General features: G+C 72.2%; 12 protein-coding genes and 1 pseudogene. 2 read left to right on the top strand and 11 right to left on the bottom strand.

Annotated elements, in window-relative coordinates:
• Window positions 1-70: 70 nt before the first annotated feature.
• Window positions 71-298, bottom strand: coding sequence for a chaplin (locus tag PV343_RS14800; RefSeq protein WP_319147362.1), 228 nt, complete (start codon window positions 296-298; stop codon window positions 71-73).
• 291 nt (window positions 299-589) lie between these two features.
• Window positions 590-991 (bottom strand): rodlin, encoded by a 402-nt coding sequence (locus PV343_RS14805; RefSeq protein ID WP_319147363.1) that lies wholly within the window; start codon window positions 989-991, stop codon window positions 590-592.
• 261 nt (window positions 992-1,252) lie between these two features.
• On the opposite strand from PV343_RS14805, the gene PV343_RS14810 reads away from it, so the two are divergent.
• Window positions 1,253-1,651 (top strand): rodlin, encoded by a 399-nt coding sequence (locus PV343_RS14810; protein WP_020940170.1) that lies wholly within the window; start codon window positions 1,253-1,255, stop codon window positions 1,649-1,651.
• Between the two features lie 238 nt (window positions 1,652-1,889).
• Window positions 1,890-2,285 carry a rodlin gene (locus PV343_RS14815; protein WP_020940171.1) on the top strand — a complete coding sequence of 132 codons (396 nt, stop codon included), beginning with the start codon at window positions 1,890-1,892 and terminating at the stop codon, window positions 2,283-2,285.
• 58 nt (window positions 2,286-2,343) lie between these two features.
• Here PV343_RS14815 and PV343_RS14820 read toward each other — a convergent pair.
• The 9 genes and pseudogenes from PV343_RS14820 to PV343_RS14860 all read right to left on the bottom strand — a co-directional run.
• Window positions 2,344-2,634, bottom strand: a pseudogene (locus PV343_RS14820) (long-chain fatty acid--CoA ligase); the annotation flags it as partial.
• The gene (locus PV343_RS14825; protein WP_319147364.1) at window positions 2,631-4,217 is read right to left on the bottom strand and encodes a vWA domain-containing protein; all 1,587 of its coding nucleotides are present in this window, start codon (window positions 4,215-4,217) and stop codon (window positions 2,631-2,633) included. The gene PV343_RS14825 and the pseudogene PV343_RS14820, both read right to left, overlap by 4 nt.
• Window positions 4,218-4,382: 165 nt before the next feature.
• Window positions 4,383-5,246: an ABC transporter permease gene (locus tag PV343_RS14830; protein WP_319147365.1), complete on the bottom strand. Its 864-nt coding sequence runs from the start codon at window positions 5,244-5,246 to the stop codon at window positions 4,383-4,385.
• Window positions 5,243-7,894 (bottom strand): alpha/beta fold hydrolase, encoded by a 2,652-nt coding sequence (locus PV343_RS14835; RefSeq protein ID WP_319147366.1) that lies wholly within the window; start codon window positions 7,892-7,894, stop codon window positions 5,243-5,245. The genes PV343_RS14830 and PV343_RS14835 overlap by 4 nt, the downstream gene beginning before the upstream one ends.
• A 197-nt stretch (window positions 7,895-8,091) precedes the next feature.
• The gene (locus PV343_RS14840) at window positions 8,092-9,504 is read right to left on the bottom strand and encodes an APC family permease (RefSeq protein ID WP_319147367.1); all 1,413 of its coding nucleotides are present in this window, start codon (window positions 9,502-9,504) and stop codon (window positions 8,092-8,094) included.
• A 390-nt stretch (window positions 9,505-9,894) separates the two neighbouring features.
• A complete protein-coding gene (gene mmsA / locus PV343_RS14845) occupies window positions 9,895-11,397 on the bottom strand; it encodes a CoA-acylating methylmalonate-semialdehyde dehydrogenase (RefSeq protein ID WP_319147368.1) in 1,503 nt (500 codons plus the stop codon).
• A gap of 15 nt (window positions 11,398-11,412) precedes the next feature.
• The gene (iolD, locus tag PV343_RS14850; protein ID WP_319147369.1) at window positions 11,413-13,299 is read right to left on the bottom strand and encodes a 3D-(3,5/4)-trihydroxycyclohexane-1,2-dione acylhydrolase (decyclizing); all 1,887 of its coding nucleotides are present in this window, start codon (window positions 13,297-13,299) and stop codon (window positions 11,413-11,415) included.
• Complete coding sequence (gene iolB, locus PV343_RS14855) at window positions 13,296-14,135, bottom strand: 5-deoxy-glucuronate isomerase (protein ID WP_319147370.1); 840 nt, start codon at window positions 14,133-14,135, stop codon at window positions 13,296-13,298. The genes iolD and iolB overlap by 4 nt, the downstream gene beginning before the upstream one ends.
• Window positions 14,136-14,142: 7 nt before the next feature.
• Complete coding sequence (locus PV343_RS14860; RefSeq protein WP_415923494.1) at window positions 14,143-15,075, bottom strand: deoxyribose-phosphate aldolase; 933 nt, start codon at window positions 15,073-15,075, stop codon at window positions 14,143-14,145.
• Window positions 15,076-15,084 lie beyond the last annotated feature (9 nt).

Genomic DNA, 15,084 nt, shown 5'->3' on the forward strand with positions numbered 1-15,084 from the left:
AGGAGCCGATGGATCGACGGTCCGAGGCCGGCCAGAACACAGCCGGAGAGCTGGCGCGTTGCGCGGACGCTCAGTGGTTGACGCAGGCGGCGCCGAACGACGGGTTCAGCAGCGCGATGACGTCGACGGTGTCGCCGCAGGCGTTGACCGGGATGTGGACCGGGACCTCGACGACGTTGCCCGACAGGACGCCGGGGGAGTTGGCAGCCCCGCCGGTGGCACCCGAGTCGGCGAAGGCGGGGACGGCCCCACCCAGCGCCAGGATCGCGCCGGCGACGACAGCAGCGCTCTTCTTCATGAACTTTCCCTTCTTAGCGGTCATGCCCTGTGACGGCCGAAACCGAGCGAGCGCAACTTGAACGGCTCGCACCATGACCGGCAGGCTGTAAAACGAGGGATAGACAGCCGAAGAAACTGCGGAACGCGCGTCCTCATAGAATTCACTCGAACGCCCCCACAAATTTGACATATTGGCGGAGCGTCAGAGAAACGGTTCTTCGAAATAGGCAGCAAAAGACCGCCCGGGCGGCGGTGGATGCACCGGCACGCCACCCGGGCGGTGTTCCGTCGGCAGGCCGAGGCGGGTGCCTCAGCCGTTGCCGGCCAGGACCGCGATGTCGTCCGCGACGTGCGACAGCGGCTCGTCGTCCTTGGCCTGCGTCGAGTTGTCGGCGCACTGCTGGGTCTGCGGGGCGGACAGGGCCGAGATGTCCTGGACACCGACGTTGGCGAGGACGGCCACCAGGGACTGGGCGTCCGCCTTGACCGGCAGGCCGACGCACAGCTTGTTGACCGAGCTCTGCACCAGGGTGGCCTGCGGGCTCATGTTGCCCCGGGTCACCGAGTTGCCGAACGAGTCCTGCGCCGCGTTTCCGCTCAGCGAGGTGGTGCCGGTGTCGTCGCCGAGGGCAAGCGCCTGGGGGGCTGCCGCCGCGGACACACCAACGAAGGACGCGGCGACCGCCGCCGCGGCCATTGCCTTCTTCAGCATTTCGCTTTCCTTTCCTTGGCTCCTCGCCAAGACGCATGTTCCTGCCTCGCATCAACCGGACCCGGCCGGAATGGTTGCGGGGTGTCACCCGATCGGATCGTTCTGAGTGGCGGAATTCGGGGAATTCCCCTCTCGACTCCGCAAGCCCCTCCCCAGGCACCGTGTGGGCCATCGGAGTGAACGAGAGCAACCCCGTACGGCGGTCGGCAGTTGATGCAGGTCGCTCCGGTGGACGGGGTTTCTCCAGAAGGGAATCAGCAAGTGATCAAGAAGGTTCTGGCCTCTGCCGCGGTCGCCGCTTCCGTCGTCGGTTTCACCGCGACCGCCGCGTCGCCGGCCCTGGCCATCGGTGACGACCACGGCACCACCTCGCTGAGCGGCAACGACGCGGTGCAGTCGTACGGCAACTCGGCCACCTACGGCAACATGAGCCCGCAGCTCGCCCTCATCCAGGGCTCGTTCAACAAGCCCTGCATCGGCCTGCCGGCCAAGGTCGACGCCCAGTCGATCCTGGCCCTGGTCAACGTCGGTGTCCAGGACATCCCGATCCTGTCCGCCCCGCAGACCCAGCAGTGCACGGAGAACTCGACCCAGGCCAAGGGCGACGAGCCGCTCTCGCACATCCTGGACGACATCTCCGCGCTGTCCGGCAACGGCTGATCCGCAGACCCCCGGGCCTCTCTCACGGGCCCGCGCCGACGGGCCGCCGCGTTCTTCCGGTGGCCCGTCGGCCTGTTCGGGACCGCCTCACGGCGCGGGAGACCGTGCCGCACCAGGCGCCGGTCGACTGATCGTACCGAGCTACTCCGAACGGGGCAAAGGCCGCAACCGCGGCCGGATCCCCGGCGTTGATGATCACAACTCCTCCCCAGAGTCCGCCTCTCGAAAGGGAACGAACATGAAGAAGCTGTGGGCAACCGCGGCTGTCGCCGCCTCCGTCGCCGGTCTGGCGGGCTTCGCCGCCCCTCAGGCCCTGGCCATCGGTGACGACCACGGCACCACCTCGCTGAGCGGCAACGAGGCTCAGCAGTCCTTCGGCAACTCGGCCACGGCCGGCAACCAGAGCCCGCAGCTCTCGCTGGTGCAGGGCTCGCTCAACAAGCCGTGTGTCGGCCTGCCGGCGAAGGTCGACGCCCAGTCGATCCTGGCCCTGGTCAACGTCGGCGTCCAGGACATCCCGGTCCTGTCCGCCCCGCAGACCCAGCAGTGCACGGAGAACTCGACGCAGGCGAAGGGCGACGAGCCGCTCTCGCACATCCTCGACGACATCTCCGCGCTGTCCGGCAACGGCTGAGCGAGCGCTCCGCGAGCGGCGGGTCACCGGTTCCTCCGGTGACCCGCCGCTCCGCGTGCTATCCGCGGTACAGCGCCTCGATCTGCTCGGCGCAGGCCGCCGCCACCGCGTGCCGCTTCACCTTCAGCGACGGCGTGAGCAGTCCTTTGTCCTCGGTGAACTCCCCCTCGATCAGCGTGAAGGCGCGGATGGACTCGGCGCGCGAGACGGCCTCGTCGGCATGGTCGACCGCCTTCTGCACCCATGCGCGCAGCCGCGGGTCGTGGACCAGTTCGGACACCGGGGTGCCGACGGGGAGCCGGTGCACGGCCAGCCAGTGGGGCGACCGCCTCGGGTCGAGGGTGATCATTCCCCGCTCTCCCCGGTGTCCTTCCGGCCCGTCCGGACGGTGTCGTCCGCCTGCCGGATCGCGTCGGCGAGCGCCTGTACGTCCTTGTCCTCGGTGGTTCCGGCGAGTGCGGCGGCCTGGCCGGCGAGCCGGGCCAGGCTCGGGGCGCCGGGGAGGGCGGGGCCGTGGTCGGTGCCGGCGGCGCGCAGGGCGTCGGCGAAGTAGGCAGCGACCGCCGTGACCTGGAAGCGGGGGCTCGCCGCCCGGACGGAGTCCCGCAGGGCACCGGTCTCCAGGGCCCCGGAGCGCTCGTGCGGGGCCCGGGTCGCGGGGTCGAGCCAGCGGACGGTGGCGGTGGCGAGGTGGCCGTCGGCGTCCGGCCTGGTGCGCACCGCGTACAGGGCGGTCACGGTGTGGCCGGGGCCGACCTCGCCGCCGTCCACGCGGTCGTCGCGGAAGTCGTCGTCGGCGACCGCCCGGTCGTCGTAGCCGACGAGGCGGAACTCGGCGACGGTCTCGGGGTCGAAGGCGACCTGGGCCTTGGCGTCGCGGGCGGTCAGGCCGATGTTCTGCGGGAGCTGGACGCAGAACACCCGGCGCGCCTCGGCGGTGTCGGAGACGTAGGCGGTGTGGCCGTCGCCCTTGTCGGCGAGGCGTTCCATGAGGGCGTCGCCGTAGTCGCTGCCGACGCCCACGCCGAAGAGGGTGATGCCGTGCTCGCGGCGGGCGGAGTCGATACGGCGCAGGATGGCCTCGGGGCGGGTCTCCCCCGTGTTGGCGAGGGCGTCGGAGATCAGCACGACCCGGTTGGTCGCGCCCTCGCGCAGGCCCTCGACGGCGGTGTCGTAGCCGGCCTCGACGCCCGCGCCGAGGTTGGTGGAGGTCAGGGCCCGCAGTCCGTCGACGGCGTCGTGGATCTCGCCGCGGTGGCCACCGAGCCGGGTCATCGGCAGGACGGTGCGGGCGTGTGTGCTGAAGGTGACGACGGCCACCGAGTCGTCGTCGCGCAGCCGGTCGGCCATGGTGTCCAGGGACCGCTTGGCGAGGTCGAGCCGGCCGGGTTCGTCCATGGAGCCGGAGACGTCGATGACGAAGGTGAGCGCGGCGGGCGGGCGGTTCCGGTCCGGGTCGGCGGCGCGGGTGGCGAGGCCGACGCGGACCAGGGACCAGTCCGGCCGGGCGGTACGGGCGCCGTCGACGGTGACGGAGAAGCCGTTGCCGTCGGGCCTGCGGTAGTCCTGGCGGAAGCTGTTGACGAACTCCTCGGGGCGGACGCTCGACGGGTCGGGCACGCGGCCGTCGGCGAGGGTGCGGCGGGCGTAGGTGTAGGAGGCGGTGTCGACGTCGAGGGCGAAGGTCGACAGATGGCGGTCGCCCGGTGTGGGGGCCGCGGACCCGGAGTAGCGCTCGCCGGGGGCGGGCGCGGGGGCGGGCAGGCCGCCGTGCTTCTCGGCGGCGTCGGACCGGTCCGCGGAGCCCCCCGCCGAGCAGGCCGTCAGCAGCAGGGCGCCCGCCGCGGCCACCGCGAGCAGTGCGCCGCGGGTCCGCCGGGTGCGTGGTGCTCGTGGTGTGCACGGTGTCCGTCGTGTGCGGTTCGGCTCCATCTCGGGTTCCCCCTCGGTCCGTTGACGTCGGCGTGTGGTCGTGTGCGACCTCTGCCGACTGTGACGGTGCGGGGGCCCGGAACGTGCGACCCGTGGTGTTGCGGATGGATCTCGAACCGGCCACGGTGACGGCCCGCCGAGACCCGCCGGTGACCCCTCGGTGACCTAGGAGACGATGTCCTTGCGGGCGAAACCCCGGAAGGCCAGGGCGAACAGCACCAGGGCGTAGGTGACGGAGACGGCGGTGCCCTGGATCATGCCGGACCACTCGGGGTGCGGCTGGACGGCGTCCGCCCAGGCGAACTGCCAGTGCGCGGGCAGGAAGTCGCGCCAGTGGCCGAGGGCGGTGACGGCGTCGAGCACATTGCCGACGATGGTCAGGCCGACCGCGCCGCCGACCGCGCCGAGCGGGGCGTCCGTCCGGGTCGACAGCCAGAACGCCAGTCCCGCGGTGACCAGTTGGGACACGAAGATGTACGCCACCACGACGACCAGGCGCTGTGCCGCCGTGCCTGTGGCCAGCGCTCCGCCGGTGGGGATCTGCAGCGGGCCCCAGCCGTAGGCGGCCGTGCCGACCACGAGGGCCACCAGGGGCAGCAGCACCATGGCGGCCAGGCTGGTCCCGAGCCCCACGACCAGCTTGGACCACAGCAGGCGGGCCCGGGGCACGGGCGCGGCGAGCAGGTAGCGCAGGGAGGACCAGCCGGCCTCCGAGGCGACGGTGTCCCCGCAGAACAGGGCGACCGGGATGACCAGCAGGAAGCCGGCCGAGACGAACAGGTTCACCGCGGCGAAGTTGGCGCCCGACGCGGTGGCCGTGTCCATCAGCGTCACCCGGCCGTTGCGGTCCGACGGGTCGCCGCCGATCGCGAAGGCGATGAGCAGGACGAACGGCAGGACGGCGAGGATCGCGCCCATGACCAGCGTGCGGCGCCGCTTGAGCTGGCGGATCAGCTCGACGCGCAGCGGCAGGGTGTGGCCCGCGCGGTAGCCGGAGGCGACCTCGGCGGGCTCGGTGAGCGTGCTCACGGGGTACCTCCGATCAGGGTGAGGAACGCGTCTTCCAGGCGCCGGTGCGGGCCGACGGAGGCGACGGGCACCTCCAGGCGCACCAGCTCCACGACCAGCCGCTCGGCGGTGCCGCCGGGGTCGAGGCGGACCAGCAGTCCGTCCTCGGTGCGGACGGCGGAGGCGACGCCGGGCAGGGCGGCCACCTTCTCCGCGACCGGCTCCTCCACGGGCGTGCCGGTGCCGACCAGCAGGCTGTCGCCGGAGCCGATGATCTCCCGTACCGGTCCGGCCTGGACCAGCCGGCCGCGGTCCATCACCACCAGGTGGGTGCAGGACTGCTCGACCTCGGCGAGGAGGTGGCTGGAGACGATCACCGTGCGGCCCGCGGCCGCGTAGCGGATCATCACCTCGCGCATCTCGCGGATCTGGGGCGGGTCGAGGCCGTTGGTGGGCTCGTCGAGGATGAGCAGGTCGGGCAGGCCGAGCATGGCCTGGGCGATGGCCAGGCGCTGGCGCATGCCCTGGGAGTAGGTGCGCACCGCCCGGGCCAGGGCGTCGCCGAGGCCGGCGATCTCCAGGGCCTCCGTCAGGTGGGCGTCCTCGGGCGGCCGGCCGGTGGCCCGCCAGTACAGCTCCAGGTTCTCCCGGCCGGACAGGTGGGGCAGGAAGCCCGCGCCCTCCACGAAGGCGCCGACCCGGGACAGGACGGGCGCGCCCGGGCGGACGGCGTGGCCGAAGAGGCGGATCTCGCCGTCGTCCGGCTTGATCAGGCCCATGAGCATGCGCAGGGTGGTGGTCTTGCCGGCGCCGTTGGGGCCGAGCAGGCCGAGGACCTGGCCCTTCTCCACGTGGAAGGACAGCTCGCGCACCGCGTACCGGTCGGCGGCGCGGGCGTACCGCTTGCTCAGGCCCGTTATCCGCAGCGGGACGTCGGCGAGCGCGGGGTCGGGCGCGGGGGCCGCGGTGCGGCGGCGGCCGGTGAGCAGCAGGGCGAGCGCGGCCGCCGCCCCGGCCAGGGGCAGCCACCACACCCAGGCGGGCAGGGGGGCCGCGGCGGTGGTGACGGCGGGGGCCGTCGGCACGCTCAGCCCGCCGGTGACGGAGACGGTGTAGGTCGCCGGGGCGGCGGGTGAGGCGTAGCCGAGGTCGGTGGAGGCGAGGACCAGGCGGAGCCGGTGGCCCTTCTGCACCTCGTGGTCGATCGCCGGGAGGGTGATCGTGACGTCCTTGCCGTGCCGGGCGCCGGTGACCCTGAGGGGTGCGACGAGCTGGGAGGGCAGCACCTGCCGGGTGCCGTCGGGGCCGACGTCGTAGACCTTGCCGAACAGGACGGCGTCGTCGCCGCTCGAAGTGACGTGGGCGGTCACGGTGGGGGTGCCGGTGATCCGCAGGTCGCGGGTGAGCGGCGCGGAGTCGAACTTCGCGTACTGGCCGGGGAAGTCCACGGAGAGGCCGACACCGAGCGCGGAGAGCTGGGCGAGCCCGCCGGAGCCGCCGAGGCCGGGCAGGGCGGACACGGCGGGCGGGCTGGCACCGGCCGGGTTGGCGATGTGCTGCGTGCCGCCGGTGAGGGCGACGGTCCGCCGGTGGTCGCGCAGGCCGGGGTAGGTGTCCGCGCTCGCGCCGCGCAGCAGGGCGGCGCCGTCGGTGGAGTCGACCCCGCCCGTGCGGGTGATCCGGAAGGCGGGGCCGGTGCCGGTGGAGGTGTCGCCCTTGAGGTAGCGGTCGAACCAGGCCGTCACCCGGCGCTGGACCCGGCCGCTCTCCATGTCGCCGCCGTCGTGCCCGCCCGCGATCCAGTCGACGTCGACCGGGGCGCCGTTCGCGCGGATCGCCCGCGCGGCGGCGTCGGACTGGGAGAGGGTGAACAGGGAGTCGGTCTGGCCCTGCACCAGCAGGGTGGGCACCTTGATGCGGCCACCGACCGCGGACGGCGAGCGCTCCTCCAGCAGGGCGCGGGCGGCCGCGTCCGGGGTGCCCGACTCGGCGACCCGGTCGTACATCCGGCACAGGGCGGGTTCGAAGCGGGCGCAGCCGCCGCCGGTGTTGAAGAAGACGCCGGCCCACAGCTTCTTGAACACGCCGTCCGGGAAGAGGGCGTCGGCCAGGTTCCAGTAGGTGACGGCCGGGGCGATGGCGTCGACGCGGCGGTCGTGTCCGGCGGCGAGCAGGGAGATCGCGCCGCCGTAGGAGCCGCCGGTCACGCCGACGCGCGGGTCGCCGGGCCGGTCGAGGCGGACCTGGGGCTGCTTCGCGAGCCAGTCGATGAGCCGGGAGACGTCGGCGACCTCGTGCCCGGGGTCGTTGAGGCCGATCCTGCCGGTCGACTTCCCGAAGCCGCGTGCGGACCAGGTCAGGACCGCGTACCCGTCCCGGGCGAGGCCCTCGGCCTGCTGCCGTACGTCGTCCTTGCTGCCGCCGAAGCCGTGCGCGAGCAGGACGGCGGGGCGGCGGCCGGTGGAGCCCGCGGTGAAGTACGAGGTGTCGATGCGCGTGCCGTCGGCCATGGCCATGACGCGGTCGCCGCGGTGCACCGGCGGGGGGCTGTCGGAGGCGACGGCCGTCCAGGTGCCGGCGCCCGCGAGCACCACCACGGCGGCCGCGGCGGCCATCAGCCGCCGCGGCCCCTTCAGCAGCCCGCGCAGCGCGGGCCCTCGAAGATCCATGCCTCAACGGTACGGGCCGCCGCCGACAACCGACGCTGCCGCTGGGCTGAACCCCGGACCCTCCTCGGGGAGTACGGACCCGCCGCCGCGTACTTCGGGTGCGGTACGGGCGCCCCGGACGGACGACGTCGTCCCCGCCTCGGGAGGCGGGGACGACGGGGGTGCGCGGTGGGGCCGTCACAACGGCCGGGTGACCGTCAGGACTGGACGTCCTCGGGGACGGACACCACCCAGCGGGTCGCCTGGCGGGGACGGAGGTAGAAGGCCCAGTAGAGGGTGGCGACGGCGGTGATGCCGCCGGTCCACAGCAGGTAGGAGACGTCCTGCTCGACGAGGATGTAGACGAGGACGGCGATCAGCACGATCGGCATGGCCGGCCACAGCGGCATCCGCCAGGCCTTGCGGGTGCCGTGCGCGCCGCGCCGGGCGAGCAGGGCGGCGATCGCGACCAGCAGGTACAGGCCGGTGACCGCGACGCCGGTGACGCCGTAGAGGGTGTCCAGGTTGACGAAGCAGAGGAAGGCGCCGGGGACCCCGACGACGAGGGTGGCGACCCAGGGGGAGCCGAAGCGGCCGAGCTTGGACAGGGCGCTGTTGACCGGCGCCGGCCAGGCCTTGTCGCGGGCGGAGGCGAACAGGACGCGGGAGTTCTGGATGACCATGACGATGCCCGCGTTGATGATCGCGAGGGCGACGCAGAGGCTGACGAAGGTGCCGACGGCCGAGTTGCTCCAGGCGATGACCATGCCGGAGATGTCGCCGCCGGTCAGGGCCTTCAGGTCGCCGGCGCCCAGGGTGATCGCCACGACCGGCACCAGGATGACGACGCTGGAGATGGCGAGCGTGGCGAGGACGGTGCGGGCCACGTTGCGGCGCGGGTTCTCCAACTCCTCGGAGAGGTAGACGGCGGTGGAGAAGCCCTGGGTGGCGAAGAGGGCGATGGCGAGTCCCGAGAGGACCATCGCGCCGGTCACCGGGTTGACGTGCGCGTGCTCACCGGCGATCTGCAGGTTGCCGAGGCTGCCGAGCCCGCGCTGGGAGTGGGTGAAGCCGAGCACGGCGACGACACCGGCCGCGACGACCTCCAGCACCAGGAAGATGCCGGTGATCCAGGCGTTGGCGCGCAGGTCGAGCAGACCGGCGAGGGTGGCCGCGAGCATCACGCCGGCGCCCGTCCAGGCGGGGTCCAGGTGGATGACCGGGGCGAGGTAGTCGGCGGTGCCCATCGCGATGACCGGGGGCACGATCATCACGACGAGGAGCGACATCACGAAGGCGAGCCAGCCGGCGAGCCGGCCGGCGAGGGTGGAGACGATCGCGTACTCGCCGCCCGCGCTCGGCACGAGGGTGCCGAGCTCCGAGTAGCACAGGGCGACGGGGATGCAGAGCAGCGCGCCGATGACGAGGCAGAGCGCCGTCGCCGTGCCCAGGCTGGAGAACAGGTCCGGCACGATCACGAAGAGCGTGGAGGCGGGCGTGACGCACGAGAGGGTGAGCAGGGTGCCGCCGACGACGCCGATGGAACGCTTGAGCTTCTGAGGACTGTCGGAGGCTGCTGCGAGTGCTGCTTCGGCAGAGCCTGTCTCGACAGGACGGAGCGTGTCGGTCATGCGGCGGAATCCGATCGACTGGTGCGACTGAGGGTGGGCTCGGGAGCGCTATCGCCTCCGGGCGGCTCGTCGTGCGTTCGTCTGGTCCGCTCCCGGCGTGCATAGGGAACCCCGACGAAAACCACCCCGTCAATGGCTGTTTACCTTCGAAATCCGCACTCGGTGAGCGGCCGACGCCACATCACTTTCTTAGGCAGCGACGACGTATAGAGACATCCATCAAGACCATGTGATGCATGACCTTGCTTTCCAAGGTATTTAGCCGTCAAACCCTTCGTCATCCGTTTGATCCCGCAAGAACGGGAACCGCAGCCAAGGTTGCAAAAAAATGTCAGGCCGTCCGGTATCCGGACGGCCTGACGGGGGCCGGAGGCGACCTCCGGGTGACGCTCAGTGGTTGCGCGGGAAGCCCAGGTCCACGCCTGCGGGGGCGTCGGCCGGGTCGGGCCAGCGGGTGGTGACGACCTTGCCGCGGGTGTAGAAGTGCGTGCCGTCGTTGCCGTAGATGTGGTGGTCGCCGAAGAGGGAGTCCTTCCAGCCACCGAAGCTGTGGTAGCCGACCGGGACCGGGATCGGCACGTTCACGCCGACCATGCCCGCCTCGATCTCCAGCTGGAAGCGGCGGGCGGCGCCGCCGTCCCGGGTGAAGATCGCCGTGCCGTTGCCGAACGGCGAGGCGTTCATGAGGGCCACGCCCTCCTCGTAGGTGTCCACGCGCAGCACGCACAGCACCGGGCCGAAGATCTCGTCCTGGTACGCCTTGGCGCTGGTCGGCACCTTGTCCAGCAGCGAGATGCCGATCCAGTGACCGTCCTCGAAGCCCTCCACGGTGTGACCGGTGCCGTCGAGCACGACCTCGCAGCCCTCGGCCGCCGCACCCTCGACGTAGGAGGCCACCTTGTCCCGGTGGGCCTTGGTGATCAGCGGGCCCATCTCGGAGGCCGGGTCGTTGCCGGGGCCGATCTTGATCTTCTCGGCCCGCTCGCGGATCTTCTCCACCAGTTCGTCGCCGATGGAGCCCACCGCGACGACCGCGGAGATGGCCATGCAGCGCTCGCCCGCCGAGCCGTAGGCCGCCGAGACCGCCGCGTCCGCCGCCGCGTCCAGGTCGGCGTCCGGCAGGACCAGCATGTGGTTCTTGGCGCCGCCCAGAGCCTGCACCCGCTTGCCGTTCGCGGAGGCCGTGGTGTGGATGTAGCGGGCGATCGGGGTCGAGCCGACGAAGGAGACGGCCTTGACGTCCGGGTGCTCCAGCAGGCGGTCCACGGCGACCTTGTCACCCTGCACCACGTTGAAGACACCGTCGGGCAGACCGGCCTCGGCCAGCAGCTCCGCGATCTTCAGGGAGGCCGACGGGTCCTTCTCGGACGGCTTGAGCACGAAGGTGTTGCCGGTCGCGATGGCGATCGGGAACATCCACATGGGAACCATCGCCGGGAAGTTGAACGGCGTGATGCCGGCGACCACACCGAGCGGCTGGCGGAGGGAGGAGACGTCGACGCGGCTGGCGACCTGCGTGGACAGCTCGCCCTTGAGCTGGACGTTGATGCCGCAGGCCAGGTCGACGATCTCCAGGCCGCGCGCCACCTCGCCGAGCGCGTCGGAGTGCACCTTGCCGTGCTCGGCGGTGATCAGCTCCGCGATCTCGTCCCGGTGGGCGTCCAGCAGGGCGCGGAACCGGAACAGGATGGTGGTGCGCTGGGCCAGCGAGGACTGGCCCCAGGTCGCGAAGGCGTCCTTGGCCGCCGCGACGGCCGCGTCCACCTCCTCGACCGACGCGAACGCGACCTTGGTGGTGACCGCGCCGGTCGCCGGGTCCGTGACCGGCCCGTACGTGCCCGACGCGCCTTCGACGGCCTTGCCGCCGATCCAGTGGTTGACGATCTTCGTCATGCCCAGATACTCCCTTTACAGATGGCGGCGTCGGGTCGAGACGTGCCGTTCGTACAGCTCCCGTGCCTTGACCGCGGACGATCGGGTCGCGGTCTCGGCCACAGGAACATCCCACCAGGCCTGCGCCGGAGGCGCGCCCGACACAGTGTCGGACGTTTCGGTCTCCACGTAGACACATGTGGGAGTGTCGGCGGCCCGTGCCTCGGCGAGCGCCGCGCGCAGGTCCCGTACGGTCTTCGCGCGCAGCACCCGTATACCCAGGCTGGCCGCGTTGGCCGCGAGGTCGACGGGCAGCGGGGCGCCGGTGTATGTGCCGTCGTCCGAGGTGAAGCGGTAGGCGGTGCCGAACCGCTCGCCGCCCACGGACTCCGACAGACCGCCGATGGACGCGTAGCCGTGGTTCTGCACCAGCAGGATCTTGATCGCGACGCCCTCCTGCACGGCGGTCACGATCTCCGTCGGCATCATCAGGTACGTGCCGTCGCCGACCAGCGCCCACACCTTCCGCCCGGGCGCGGCGAGCTTCACCCCGATGGCGGCCGGGATCTCGTAGCCCATGCAGGAGTAGCCGTACTCCAGGTGGTACTGGTCGTGCGAGCGCGTCCGCCACAGCTTGTGCAGGTCGCCGGGGAGCGAGCCGGCCGCGTTGACGAGGATGTCGGACTCGTCGACCAGGGCGTCGAGGACGCCGAGGACCTGCGGCTGGGTCGGCCGGACGTCCGGTTCCTCGGCCTCGAAGCAGGCGTCCACCCGCTGCTCCCAGCGCTCCTTGTCCTCGGTGTACTCGGTGACGTAGGAGTCGGCGACCTCGTACCCGTGCACGATGAGCGCCTCGGTCAGCTCGGACAGGCCGCTGCGGGCGTCGGCCACCAGCGGCAGCCCGGCCATTTTGTGCCCGTCGAAGGGCGCGATGTTGAGGTTCAGGAAGCGGACGTCCGGGTGCGCGAAGAGGGTGCCGGAGGCGGTGGTGAAGTCGGTGTAGCGGGTGCCCACGCCGATCACGAGGTCCGCGGTGCGGGCCAGCTCGTCGGCGGTCGCGGTGCCGGTGTGCCCGACGCCGCCGACGTCCTGCGGGTGGTCGTGGCGCAGGGAGCCCTTGCCGGCCTGGGTGGAGGCGACCGGGATGCGGGTGGACTCGGCGAACTCGGCGAGGGCGTCCTCGGCGCGGCTGTGGTGGACCCCGCCGCCCGCGATGACGACGGGCCTGCGGGCCGCCCGGACCGCCCGGACCGCCTCCGCCAGCTCGGCCGGGTCCGCGCCGGGGCGCCGCACGGTCCACACGCGCTCGGCGAAGAACTCCTCCGGCCAGTCGTACGCCTCCGCCTGGACGTCCTGCGGCAGGGCGAGGGTGACCGCGCCGGTCTCCACCGGGTCGGTCAGGACCCGCATGGCGGCCAGCGCGCCGGGGATCAGCGCCTCCGGCCGGGTGATGCGGTCGAAGTACCGGGAGACCGGGCGCAGGGTGTCGTTGACCGAGACGTCGCCCGCGTGGGGCACCTCCAGCTGCTGCAGCACCGGGTCGGCGGGGCGGGCGGCGAAGACGTCGCCGGGCAGCAGCAGGACCGGGAGGTGGTTGACGGTCGCGAGGGCGGCTCCGGTGACCAGGTTGGTGGCGCCCGGGCCGATCGAGGTGGTCACCGCGTGGGCCGACAGCCGGTTCGACTGGCGGGCGTAACCGACCGCCGCGTGCACCATGGCCTGTTCGTTGCGGCCCTGGTGGAAGGGCATGGCGCCGGCGTACTCGACCAGCGCCTGGCCGAGACCGGCCACGTTGCCGTGCCCGAAGATGGCCCAGGTGGCGCCGATCAGCCGCTGCCGCCGGCCGTCCCGTTCGGTGTACTGGGCGGTGAGGAAGCGTACGAGTGCCTGCGCGACCGTGAGCCTCGTCGTCGAGGTCGTCATCGGTACCCCCCTGTGCTCGCTGTGTGGTCCGGGTGGAAGCGGATCCGCCACTCGCGGTTCTCACCGGGCCCCGCCATGACGTTCAGGTAGTACATGGCGTGGCCCGGCTGGGCGATCGACGGGCCGTGCCAGCCGTCGGGGACGAGCACGGCGTCGCCGGAGCGGACCTCGGCGAGGACGTCGGAGCCGCCCTCGCGGGAGGGGAATACGCGCTGATAGCCGAAACCGTTCGGTCCGTCGATCTCGAAGTAGTAGATCTCCTCCAGCTCCGACTCCTCGCCCGGCCGGTGCTCGTCGTGCTTGTGCGGCGGGTACGAGGACCAGTTGCCGCCGGGGGTGACCACCTCGACGGCGATCAGCCGGTCGCAGTCGAAGGAGCCGGCGGCGGCGAAGTTGCGCACGTCGCGGGCGCAGCCGCCGCTGCCACGTCGTTCGACGGGAACCTCCGGCGCGGGGCCGTAGCGGGCGGGGAGTCGTCGCTCGCACTTCGCTCCTGCCAGGGCGAAGCGGCCTCCCGCGCCGGAGGCGATCTGGACCCGGGCGTCCCTGGGCGCGTACGCGAAGTCGGAGACGTCCGCGAACACGCTGGTACGGCCCTGGAGTTGGAACTCGGCCTGCTCGGATGGTGCGGTCTCGATTTGTACGGTACATCCGCCTTGCAGCGGAAGGACGATCCATTCGCCGTCCCCGGTGGTGAACGTATGCGTACTGTCCGGTGTCAACTCCACGACACGCAGGCCGGCGTACGTCCAGCCGGCCCGCTCGGGGCCGATGTCGACGGCGTACCGGTCGTTCGCGGTGGCACCCCGGGGCAGGTGCAGTCCGGTGCTGGTCATGCGGCCCTCACAGCAGTCCGACGGCGGTGTCCACGGCGGCGGCCACATCGCCGTCCGCCGGGTACAGCAGCGACCGGCCGGCCACCAGGCCGCGGACGGTGGGCAGTTGGAGTGCCCCGCGCCACTTCTCGTACGCGGCGACCTGCTCCTCGGGTGAGTCGCCGACGTCACCGCCGAGCAGTACGGCCGGCAGGGTGGAGGTCTCCATGACCCGTGCCATGTCGTCGGGGTTCTCGGTGACCGGCACCTTCAGCCAGGTGTAGGCGGAGGAACCGCCGAGGCCGGAGGCGATGGCGATGGACCGGGTGACCGCCTCGGCGGACAGGTCGTTGCGCAGGGCCCCCTCCGGGGTGCGCCGGCTGATGAACGGCTCCACGAACAGCGGCAGTCGGCGCGCGGCCATGTCGTCGACGGCGCGGGCGGTGGCCTCCAGGGTGGTCAGGGAGCCCGGGTCGGCGTAGTCGATGCGCAGCAGCACCTTGCCGGCGTCGAAGCCGAGGCGCTGGATGTCCTCGGGGCGGTGGCCGGTGAAGCGGTCGTCGAGTTCGAAGCTCGCGCCCCGCAGGCCGCCGCGGTTCATCGAGCCCATGACGATCCGGTGGTCGAGGGCGCCGAGCAGCAGCAGGTCGTCCAGGATGTCGGCGGTGGCGAGGACGCCGTCGACGCCGGGCCGGGACAGCGCCAGGCACAGGCGTTCCAGGAGGTCGGCGCGGTTGGCCATGGCGAGTGCGCGGTCGCCGACGCCGAGCGCGCCACGGGCCGGGTGGTCGGCGGCGACGATCATCAGGCGGCCGCTCTCGGTGAGCAGCGGGCGGCGGGCCCGGCGGGCGGCGGCCTCGGCGATCGCCTCGGGGTGGTGGGTGCGGGTGTGGACCAGCGCCGCGACGTCCACGCACGGCCGGCGGGCCGCGTCGCCGCCCTCGGTGTGGGTGCCCGCCACCCGGCCGGC

It is taken from the genome of Streptomyces sp. WI03-4A (assembly GCF_033792105.1).
GTDB lineage: Bacteria > Actinomycetota > Actinomycetes > Streptomycetales > Streptomycetaceae > Streptomyces > Streptomyces collinus_A.

Coding starts and splice junctions, on each gene's coding strand:
- PV343_RS14800 (WP_319147362.1), bottom strand. CDS start 298: ATGAAGAAGAGCGCTGCTGTCGTCGCCGGCGCGATCCTGGCGCTGGGT.
- PV343_RS14805 (WP_319147363.1), bottom strand. CDS start 991: ATGCTGAAGAAGGCAATGGCCGCGGCGGCGGTCGCCGCGTCCTTCGTT.
- PV343_RS14815 (WP_020940171.1), top strand. CDS start 1,890: ATGAAGAAGCTGTGGGCAACCGCGGCTGTCGCCGCCTCCGTCGCCGGT.
- PV343_RS14825 (WP_319147364.1), bottom strand. CDS start 4,217: ATGGAGCCGAACCGCACACGACGGACACCGTGCACACCACGAGCACCA.
- PV343_RS14835 (WP_319147366.1), bottom strand. CDS start 7,894: ATGGATCTTCGAGGGCCCGCGCTGCGCGGGCTGCTGAAGGGGCCGCGG.
- PV343_RS14840 (WP_319147367.1), bottom strand. CDS start 9,504: ATGACCGACACGCTCCGTCCTGTCGAGACAGGCTCTGCCGAAGCAGCA.
- mmsA (WP_319147368.1), bottom strand. CDS start 11,397: ATGACGAAGATCGTCAACCACTGGATCGGCGGCAAGGCCGTCGAAGGC.
- iolD (WP_319147369.1), bottom strand. CDS start 13,299: ATGACGACCTCGACGACGAGGCTCACGGTCGCGCAGGCACTCGTACGC.
- iolB (WP_319147370.1), bottom strand. CDS start 14,135: ATGACCAGCACCGGACTGCACCTGCCCCGGGGTGCCACCGCGAACGAC.